This window comes from Blastococcus sp. SYSU D00813, from assembly GCF_054050735.1.
The window spans coordinates 18592-27618 of record NZ_JBJGZX010000048.1 but is presented as its reverse complement, the minus strand read 5'-3'; the positions used below and the strand labels follow the sequence as shown (position 1 = coordinate 27618).

General features: G+C 78.3%; 8 protein-coding genes and 1 pseudogene. 6 read left to right on the top strand and 3 right to left on the bottom strand.

The genetic code is table 11. The features are described from left to right. The 3 genes and pseudogenes from ACI8AX_RS21805 to ACI8AX_RS21795 form a co-directional block, all read left to right on the top strand. Positions 1–290 (top strand): annotated as a pseudogene (locus ACI8AX_RS21805) (hypothetical protein); the annotation flags it as partial. Positions 291–386: 96 nt separating this feature from the next. After that, positions 387–1640: a diguanylate cyclase gene (locus ACI8AX_RS21800; RefSeq protein WP_456551964.1), complete on the top strand. Its 1254-nt coding sequence runs from the start codon at positions 387–389 to the stop codon at positions 1638–1640. A gap of 489 nt (positions 1641–2129) precedes the next feature. Continuing rightward, positions 2130–2261, top strand: coding sequence for a hypothetical protein (locus tag ACI8AX_RS21795; RefSeq protein WP_456551963.1), 132 nt, complete (start codon positions 2130–2132; stop codon positions 2259–2261). A gap of 6 nt (positions 2262–2267) precedes the next feature. On the opposite strand, the gene ACI8AX_RS21790 is transcribed toward ACI8AX_RS21795, so the two are convergent. Then, on the bottom strand, positions 2268–3083 hold the full coding sequence (locus tag ACI8AX_RS21790) for an MBL fold metallo-hydrolase (RefSeq protein WP_456551962.1): 816 nt from the start codon (positions 3081–3083) through the stop codon (positions 2268–2270). 5 nt (positions 3084–3088) lie between these two features. Continuing rightward, positions 3089–3934: an alpha/beta fold hydrolase gene (locus tag ACI8AX_RS21785; protein WP_456551961.1), complete on the bottom strand. Its 846-nt coding sequence runs from the start codon at positions 3932–3934 to the stop codon at positions 3089–3091. 219 nt (positions 3935–4153) lie between these two features. Here ACI8AX_RS21785 and ACI8AX_RS21780 point away from each other — a divergent pair, with 219 nt between their 5' ends. Genes ACI8AX_RS21780 through ACI8AX_RS21770 form a run of 3 tightly spaced genes read left to right on the top strand, consistent with a single transcriptional unit; the run spans position 4154 to position 8445 of the window. Beyond that, positions 4154–5119, top strand: a complete 966-nt coding sequence (locus tag ACI8AX_RS21780) for a helix-turn-helix domain-containing protein (RefSeq protein WP_456551960.1) — start codon at positions 4154–4156, stop codon at positions 5117–5119. 30 nt (positions 5120–5149) lie between these two features. Further along, the gene (locus tag ACI8AX_RS21775; RefSeq protein WP_456551959.1) at positions 5150–6850 is read left to right on the top strand and encodes an ABC transporter; all 1701 of its coding nucleotides are present in this window, start codon (positions 5150–5152) and stop codon (positions 6848–6850) included. After that, positions 6847–8445 (top strand): GTPase, encoded by a 1599-nt coding sequence (locus ACI8AX_RS21770; protein WP_456551958.1) that lies wholly within the window; start codon positions 6847–6849, stop codon positions 8443–8445. The genes ACI8AX_RS21775 and ACI8AX_RS21770 overlap by 4 nt, the downstream gene beginning before the upstream one ends. Here ACI8AX_RS21770 and ACI8AX_RS21765 read toward each other — a convergent pair. Beyond that, positions 8442–8939 (bottom strand): ATP-binding protein, encoded by a 498-nt coding sequence (locus tag ACI8AX_RS21765; protein WP_456551957.1) that lies wholly within the window; start codon positions 8937–8939, stop codon positions 8442–8444. The genes ACI8AX_RS21770 and ACI8AX_RS21765 overlap by 4 nt on opposite strands. Positions 8940–9027 lie beyond the last annotated feature (88 nt).

The window sequence follows — 9027 nt, the reverse complement described above, 5'->3', positions numbered from 1 at the left end:
GCGGCGAGACCTCCTGCCAGAACCTGTGCTGCCTGTGCCGCCGCCACCACCGGCTCAAGACCCACGCCCGCGGCTGGGTCTACCGGATGGCGCCCGACGGGACACTCACCGTCACCACCCCCTCCGGGGTCACCCGCACCAGCCGGCCCCACCGAAGACGACGAGCCGACATCGCGCGACGAGCACGCGGCATCGACCCGCCACTGCTGCCCCTCACCGGCACCCGGGTCCTCACCGGCCCACCCTCGGCGGCGGCTGGTCCCCAGGACGACGATCCGCCACCGTTCTGACCTGCTGAGGAGCCGGAACGACGTCGGTCTCACCCTCGGGAGGGGAGTGGCCCGCCGGACCTCAAGGCCCGAGGGCGCCCCTGCCGATGCGCTCGTGTGCCCGATCCCGTGATCCGCCGCCTCGTCGGCGCGCTGCTCGCCGGCGACCCGCCGGCGGACGACGGCGCGCGCGGCGACGGCCGGGGCCGGGTGGACGACGCCGCGGCCGCCGCCGAGGTCGAGGCGGAGGTCGCGGCGCAGGCCCTGCGGCGGGCCCGGGTCTCCGGCCTGGTGATCGGCCTGGTCGCGGTCGTCGTCTTCCCCGCGTGGTCGTTGCTCGACTTCTACCTCGAGCCGTCCCTGGCGCCGGGGTTCCTGGCGCTGCGCCTGCTCGCCGACCTGCCGATGCTGGCGCTGCTGTACCTGCTGTGGCGCCACCCGCTCGGACACCGCCGGCCCGAGCTGCTGGTCTTCCTCCTGCTCGCGGTCGTGCAGGCTGCCATCTGCTGGATGGTCGCCTTCGTCGACAACACCGAGTCCTACGCCTCGGGCCTGCTGCTGGCCATCTACGGCTGCGGCGGCATCCTCGCCGCCCCGGCCCGCTGGACGGTGGGCCTGGTGACCGTCACCTGGGTCGGCCTCGGGGCCGCCGTCCTCCTCTCCCCGGTCGGCATCCCGGACGTCGACGTGGCCGCGGTCGTCTTCTGGCTGGCCACCGCCACGGTCGTCGCCACGATCACCCACGCCGTCCGCCACACGCTCGGGGCCCGCGAGCTCTCCACGCGGGTCCACCTGCTGCGGGAGCGCGAGCGCACCCGCCTGCTGCTCGACCGCCTGGAGCGGCTCAGCCTCGAGGACCCCCTCACCGGCCTGGCCAACCGCCGGCGGTGGGACCTGGAGCTGGCCGCCGCCTGTGCCGCCGCCGGCGCGACCGGCGCCCCGCTGGCCGTCGTCGTGGTCGACGTCGACCGCTTCAAGCAGGTCAACGACCGCCACGGGCACGCCGGCGGCGATGCTGCGCTGCGCGAGGTCGCCCGCCTGCTGGTCCGCCGCGTCCGGGCCGGCGACGTCGTGGCCCGGCTGGGCGGCGACGAGCTCGCCGTCCTCCTCCCCGGCTCCGACGCCGCCCGCGCGACCGAGCTCGCCGAGGAGCTGCGCGCCGCCGCCGTCCAGCTCGCGCCGCCCGGCTTCCGCGCCGGGGAGCTCACCCTGTCCCTCGGCGTCGCCGCCGACGCCGGGGCGCTCGACCCGGCCGAGCTGATGCGTGGCGCCGACCAGCGCCTGTACGCGGCCAAGGCCACCCGCAACGCCGTCGGCGCCCCGGTGCCCCGGCCCCGGGCGCCGCACGGGGCGGGCTCGCTCCCCGGCTGACCCGGCAGGGTGAGGCACCCCGCCGGTGGCGTCCGACCGCGTGCCGCCCGGGCTGGCGTCGTGACCCCGGACCGTTCCGCGGTCCCCGGCACGAGCACCACAGGAAGCAGCCCATGGACACACCCGGCGTCGACCTCCCCGAGGTCGACGGCGCCGTCGACGTCACGTCGCTGTGGCGTGGCGTGGCGTCGCGGTCGGGGCCCGGGTGCAGACCGCCGACCCGCACACCCTCCTGGTCCGCCCGTCGGCCGGGGAGTACGTCGACGCCGCGGTCGTGACGGTCGGCGAACCGGTCGAGGTGTTCTGGCAGGGCCCCACCGGCGGGCGCGCGCTGCCCGCCGAGGTCGTCCACGTGGACGCCGGTGCCGCCCCGCGCTGGCACCTGACGGTGACCGGCCCTTCGGCGCGGCCCCGGACCCGGGCACGCCGCTGGGCATCGCCGTCGACCTCGGGGACGGTGTCGTCCGGTACCGCGCCGAGGTGCACCGCGTGCAGAGCAGGGGACCGGACTGGTCGCTCGGCCTGCGCCTGCTCGACCCCGCCGAGCGCGACCAGGACCGGCTGCGCCGCCGCGTCTTCCAGGCGCTGCGGGAGGAGCGCGCCCGCTCCGCCGGCGTCTGACGGGGTTCACGGGGCGAGGTCCGTGGCGACCCCCGGCTCCAGCCAGCGGAAGCGCCCGCGGATCTCCGCCGGCGCCGCCGCCAGCTCCCGCTCCACCGCCGCGCGGCCCTGCCGGAAGTGGCTCCACCCCTCGTAGTGCACCGGCACCACCACCCGCGGCCCCACCAGCCGGCACAGCTCCACCGCCTCCCGGGCGGTCAGCGTGTAGCGCACCGGGCCGGTCACCGGGAACCGCACGCCGCCGAGGTGCAGCACGGCCGTGTCGACGCGCAGCCGGTCGGCGACCTGCCGCAGCCCGTCGAACAGCACCGTGTCCCCCGAGATCCACAGCACCTCCGCGTCGGGCTCGGCCGGGCGCACCGCGAAGCCCACGACGTCCCCGACCAGGGGCCGGCTCAGCGGCGGCCCGTGCCGCGCCGGGGTGGCGGTGACCTCCAGCGCCGGCCGGCCGGGGGCCTCGAGCACGGTCCGCTGCCAGGGCCGCAGCCCACGCGTCGCCGGGCCGCCGCCGCGCGGCCCCTCCCCCAGGCGGACGGCGCCCGGGGCCGTCGTCACCACGACCGGCACCGACGCCAGCAGCGCGCGGCCGGCGTCGTCGAGGTTGTCGGCGTGGTGGTCGTGGGTGAGCAGGACGGCGTCGACCGGCAGCACCTGCGCGGCCGTCAGCGCCGGCCCGCGCACCTTCCGCGACCCGGTGCCCCAGCCGAAGGCGTAGTGCCGGCCGGGCGGGTCGAACGTCGGGTCGGTCAGCAGCCGCCACCCGCCGAGCTCGACCAGCAGCGTGGGCCCCCCGACGTGGGTGACCCGGGGGCCGGTGCCCACGCCGGTCAGGGCACCTCGGCCGGCCGCGGACCGGTCGCGTGCGCCAGCGCCCAGTCCAGGACGTCGTCGGCGATCCGCTGCCAGCCGGGCTGGGCCGGCAGCAGGTGCGCGAAGCCGTCGTACTCCACGACCTCGGTGACCGTGTCGCCGCGGTAGTGCCTCGCGTTCGACCGCTGGACGCTCGGCGGCATGATGTGGTCCTCGCTGCCGGAGACGAACAGCAGCGGCGGCCGCGCCGGGTTCGCGTAGTCGACGGCGATGTCCTGCGGCCCGGGCATGAGGTTGGCCAGCACCGAGTTCCACAGGATCCGCCCCGAGGCCGGCACGTGGTAGCGCCGGTACAGCCGCCGCGACTCCTCCTCGTCGAAGGTGTTCGTGAAGGCGTAGTGCCACTGCTCCTCGGTCAGTTCGACCGCCCGGTGCCGGTTGGCCGGGTTCTTCAGCACCGCCCACGTCGAGCGGATCTGCGACAGCGGCGTCACGTGCACCCCCTCGGTCGGCGCGGAGTTCATCGCCACCCCGACCGCGCCCAGGCCCCGGTCCAGCAGCAGCTGCACCCAGGCGCCGCCGGCCGAGTGCCCGATGAGCACCGGCGGCCGGTCGAGCTCCCGGACGACGGCCTCCAGGTGCCCGACCAGCGCCGGCGCGGTGAGGTCGGCGATCGGCGTCGGGTCCGCGTTGAGCGCCTCCACCTCCACCTCGAACCCGGGGTAGGCGGGGGTCAGCACGCGGAACCCGCGCGCCTCGTAGTGCGCCGCCCACTCCTCCCAGCTGCGCGGGGTCACCCAGAACCCGTGCACGAGGACGATCGTGTCCGGCACGGACGGCGGTGTGGACGACGGCGTGGTCATGGCGCTCTCCTCTGCTGGTCGGCCGGGTCGGCCTCTGGGTGGCGGCGAGCCTGGCAGCGGCCGGCGCGGGCCGGTCGACTGTCCGTGCGCGGTCCTGGTCCCTGCGTGCCCGACCGGCCGGGCGCCGGTACCGCGGCGGGTCGGGCCTCTGCCACGCTCCCCGCGACGGGGACCGCCGAGCCGGTGCGCGCGCGCCCGGCTCCGAGCCAGGGACCGGCGATGCTGCTGTTCGACACCGCGCCGCTGCACTCTTCCGAGCGCGCCGAGGCCTTCCGCGCCGTCATGCAGGAGGCCGCCTCCCCGTGCCGCATCGAGCAGCGGGAGCCGCCGGACCGCATGCAGGCGCGGATCTCGGTCTGGTCCTACGGCCGCGCCGCGCTGCTCAGCACCGACGCGTCGTGCTTCGGCCTGGTCCGGACGGCGCGGCACGTGCGTTCCGGCAGCGAGCCCGTGGTCTCGCTGTCCTACCAGCGGCAGGGCCGGGCCGAGTTCGGCCAGCTCGACCACCGGCAGGTCGTGCAGGGGCGGGACCTGTTGCTCGTGGACACCACCACCCCGTACTCGTTCGCCTGCGCGACCGGCGGGGGGAACCGGGCCGTGCAGGTGCCCCTCGACGTGCTGGGCCTGCCCGAGGACCTGGTCCGCCGGGCCACCCCGCGGCTGCGGGCCAGCCCGCTGCACGACCTGGTCCGCGGCCACCTGGAGTGGATCGCCGACGCGGCCCCCGAGCTGGCCGACGACCCGGGGGCGGCCGCGCTGGGCACGGCCACGGTCGAGCTCCTGCGGGCGCTGGTCGTGTCGGCCGCCGGGGACGACCCGCGGCGGGCGCAGGTCCGCGAGGAGACGCTGCTGAGCCGGGTCCGCAGCTACGTCCGCCAGCACCTGGCCGACCCCGGGCTCACGCCGCGGACGATCGCCGCCGCGCACAACGTGTCGGTGCGCCAGCTCTACAAGGCCTGCGCGGCGGCCGGCTGGAGCCTGGAGCAGTGGGTGATCGAGCAGCGGCTCGAGGACGCCCGGGTGCGGCTCACCACCCCGGCCGGGCTCCGTCGTCCCATCGGGGCGACGGCGCGTGCCTGCGGCTTCGCCGACGCCAGCCACTTCACCCGCCGGTTCCGGCAGGCCTACGGGGTGACGCCGCGCGAGTGGCAGCGCGCCGCCGGGTCACCCGGACCCCGCGGGTAGGTCGCGCCCGATCGGGGCACCCGGGAGGACGTGACCGCCCCTGCCCGCCTGCCCGACGCGCTCCGCGAGGTGCGCGACCGGGTCGCCACCGCGCCGCTGGGCCTGGCCACCGCGAGCCGGGACGACGCCGTCCGCACCGCCCGGGCGGTGGTCGACCAGGTCGACGACTACCTGCTGCCCCGCCTGCAGGACCTCGACGCCCCGCTGCTCACGGTGGTCGGCGGCTCCACCGGCGCGGGCAAGTCCACGCTGGTCAACAGCCTGGTCGGCGCGCCCGTCACCGCATCGGGCGTGCTGCGGCCGACGACGCGCTCGCCGGTGCTCGTCTGCTCCCCGGCCGACGCGCCGGCCTTCTCCGGCGACCGCGTGCTGCCCGGCCTCGCCCGGGTCACCGGCGGCACCGGCGGTCCCGGCACGCTGGAGCTGGTCCCGCGGCCCGAGGTGCCCGCCGGCCTGGCCCTGCTCGACGCCCCCGACGTCGACTCCGTCGTCGCCACCAACCGCGACCTCGCCGCCCAGCTGCTCGGCGCCGCCGACCTGTGGGTCTTCGTGACCACGGCGGCCCGCTACGCCGACGCCGTCCCGTGGGACGTGCTGCGGACGGCGCAGGAGCGCGGCACCGCCCTGGCCGTGGTGCTCGACCGCGTCCCGCCGGAGGCGACCGCGGAGGTGGCGCAGGACCTGGCCGGCATGCTGCAGCGGGCGGGGCTGTCCGCGGCCCGGCTGTTCGTGGTCGAGGAGCGCCCGCTGGTCGGGGGCCTGCTGCCGCCGGAGCAGGTCGCGCCGATCCGCGGCTGGCTGCACGCTCTGGCCGCCGACCGCGAGGAGCGCGCGGCGGTGGTCCGGCAGACGCTGCAGGGGGCGCTGGCCAGCCTCGAGGACCGGGTCGGCCGGGTCGCCGCGGCGGTGGACGAGCAGCACACCGCCGCCCGGGAGCTGACGGCCGCGGCGCAGGCCGCCTACGCCGACGCGTGCTCGTCGATCGACGAGGGCGTCCGCGGCGGCGCCCTCCTGCGCGGCGAGGTGCTCTCCCGCTGGCAGGAGTTCGTCGGCACCGGCGAGTGGATGCGCTCGCTGCAGAGCTCCGTGGGCCGGCTGCGCGACCGGCTCACCGCCGCGCTCACCGGCCGCCCCACGCCGGCCGAGGACCTGACCGGCGCGCTGGAGACCGGGGTGGCGGCGCTGCTGCGCGCGGAGGCCGACCGGGCCGCCGAGCGGACCACCGGCACCTGGCGGGCGCTGCCCGGCGGGGCCGCGCTGCTCGGCGGGGAGGCCGACGCGCTGGCGCGGGTCTCGCCGGACTTCCCCGAGGCCGCGGCGTCGCAGGTCCGCGACTGGCAGGGCGCCGTCCTCGACCTCGTCCGCGAGCAGGGCGCCGACAAGCGCACCCGCGCCCGGCTGGCCTCCTGGGGCGTCAACGGCGCCGGCGCGGTCGTCATGGTCGCCGTCTTCGCCTCGACCGGCGGGCTGAGTGGCGCGGAGGTCGCCGTCGCCGGGGGGACGACGGCGCTGGGACAGCGGCTGCTCGAGGCGCTGCTGGGCGACGCCGCCGTCCGGTCGCTGGCCGACCGCGCCCGGCAGGACCTGCTGCGGCGCGCCGACGGGCTGCTGCTGACCGAGCGGGAGCGCTTCGACGTCCGGGTCGCCGCGGCGGCGCCGGACGGGGACGCCGCGGCCGGCCTGCGCGCGGCCACCGCCGCGCTCTCCGCCGCCGTGCGGGCGGGCGCATGAGACGACGCGAGGTCCCGCTCGCCGACCGCCTGGCCGCGCTGCGGGAGGCGGTCGACGTCGCCGCCGAGCGGCTGGAGGGCCCGGAGGAGGCGGCGGCGCTGGGCCGCGCCCGCTCGCTGCTGGCGAAGGCCGGGGCCCGGACGGCGCTGGGCGAGGCGACCGTCGTCGCGCTGGCCGGCGCGACCGGCAGCGGCAAGTCCACGCTGTTCAACGCGCTGTCGGGGGCGGAGGTGAGCAGCCCCGGCGTCCGCCGCCCGACCACCGGCGTCGCGCACGCCACCGTGTGGGGCACCGACCCCCAGGACCGGCTGCTCGACTGGCTGGAGGTGCCCCGCCGGCACCGTCACCCGCCCGACCCGGCGCTGGACGGACTGGTCCTCCTCGACCTCCCCGACCACGACAGCGTCCGGCTGGAGAACCGCCTCGAGGTCGACCGGCTGGTCGGGCTGGTCGACGTGCTGGTGTGGGTGCTCGACCCGGAGAAGTACGCCGACGCCGCCGTGCACGAGCGCTACCTGGTGCCGCTGGCCGGGCACGCCGGGGTGCTGCTCGTCGTCCTCAACCAGGTCGACCGGCTCGACCCGGCCGCGGCCCGCGCCTGCCTCACCGACCTGCGCGGCCTGCTCGACCGCGAGGGGCTGGCCGCGACCCCGCTGCTGGCCGTCTCCGGGCGCACCGGCGCGGGCCTCGGCGAGCTCCGCGCCGACCTGGTGCAGCGGGTCGCGGCCCGCAAGGCGGCGGTGGAGCGGCTGGGCGCCGACGTCTCGGCCGCGGCCGCCGAGCTGCGGGCGTGCTGCGCGGCCGACGACACCGGTCGCGCCGGGCGGGTCGACCGGGAGCGGCTGACCGACGCCCTCGCCGGCGCCGCCGGCGTCCCCGTGGTGGCGGCCGCGGTGGAGCGCTCGGTCCGCCGCGACGGCGCGGCGGCCACCGGCTGGCCCCTGGTGCGCTGGACCCGCAAGCTGCGCCCGGACCCGTTGAAGCGGCTGCACCTCGGGGAGGGCGCCGCGGAGGGCGTCCCGGCCCGCACCTCGCTGCCCGCCGCGGGCGCGGTGCAGCAGGCGGCGGTGGCCACCGCCGTCCGCGCCGCCCGCGACACGGCCGGCGCCGGCCTGCCCCGGCCCTGGGCCGACGCGCTGCGCCGCGAGGTCGCCGTCTCGGAGGAGCGCCTCGCCGACCGGCTCGACGCCGCCGTGGCCGGCACCGACCTGGGCCCGTCGCGCACCCCGCTGTGGCAGCGCGCGGCCGGGGGCCTGCAGTGGCTGCTGGCCGGGGTGGCGCTGGTCGGCGTCCTGTGGCTGCTCGCCCTCGCCGGGCTCGGGCTGCTGCAGCTCGACGACGTCGTCCCGCTCCCCCGCGTGGAGGGCATCCCGCTGCCCACCCTGCTGCTGGTCGGCGGGCTGCTGGCCGGGGCGCTGCTGGCGCTGCTCGCCCGGCCGCTGGTCGGCGCCCGCGCCCGGCGGCGGCGACGGCGGGCCGAGCTGCGGCTGCGCGCGGCGGTGGCGGCGGTGGGGGAGGAGGAGCTCCTCGCGCCGATGGCCGAGGTGCGCGCCGACCACGACCGCTTCGCGGCCGCGCTGGCCCGGGCCGGCTAGTCGCGGGGGAGCTGGGGGGAGCGCGGCTCGGGCACCCGGTCCTGGCCGGCTCCCACCGGGCGCAGGCCGGAGGGCAGCCGGGCCCACACGTGCTTGCGGCCGGGCCGGCACTCCCAGCCGTAGTCCACCGACAGCTGCGCGACCAGGTGCAGGCCCATGCCGCCCAGCGAGGGGTCCCGGTCGACCGCCGGGACCGGCGGGCGGTCGGGCGCCTCGTCGCTCAGGTCCAGCAGCCAGCCCTCGTCGTTGGCGACCACCAGCGCGCGGACGGCGCCCCCGCCGTGCCGCAGCGCGTTGGACGCCAGCTCCTCGAAGACGAGCAGCAGGCCGTCGCGGGCGTCCTCGGTCGAGGTGGTGGACACCGACGGGTGTGCGACGCGTGCCCGCAGGTCCGACCGCACGCGCGAGACGACGTGCATGGCCTCCAGCTGCCAGTGCCAGACGTCGCCGGACACGGAGGGCACGGGTGCCTGCGGCCACGCCTCCTGGCCCATCGGTCCCCCTCGCGTCCGCTCCGTCGGGCGCCGGCACGGGCACCGGCGGCCACCATCCTGACCGACACCGCGCCGTCCCGCAGCGGAG